The following is a 335-nucleotide window of genomic DNA, read 5'->3' as shown; positions in this document are numbered from 1 at the left end:
TCCGGCAAGCGCTCCACCCGGTCCAGCACCAGGTAGTGGCGGGCCCCAAAAATGTGGCCCACGTAGGGGTCGGCGCGCGGGTCCAGGCTCATGCAAAAAGTCGTCACGCCCTGGCGGGCGGCCTGTTCCACCGCTTTTTTCGCGTCCTGCCGCAGGTGGTTCGGGTCGCGCACGTCCACGTCGACCGGCGCCCCGTCGGTGACCACCAGCAGCAGCTTCTTGCGGTGGCGCTGGGCCTGCAGCGCGGCCGTGGCGTGGCGGATGGCCGTGCCCATGCGGGTGGACCACTGCCCCTGCATGCCCGCCAGCCGGGCCTTGGCCAGCGCGTCGTAGGG

1 protein-coding gene is annotated in these 335 nt (G+C 71.6%); it reads right to left on the bottom strand.

Annotation, left to right across the window (positions count from 1 at the left end; genetic code table 11):
• Positions 1-335: VWA domain-containing protein (locus tag HA630_RS27385; protein ID WP_166832252.1), on the bottom strand; the 335-nt coding region annotated here is incomplete at both ends.

Source organism: Aquabacterium sp. A08 (genome assembly GCF_011742065.1).
Note: the sequence above shows the minus strand (reverse complement) of the source record. Positions and strands in the feature narration are given on the sequence as shown.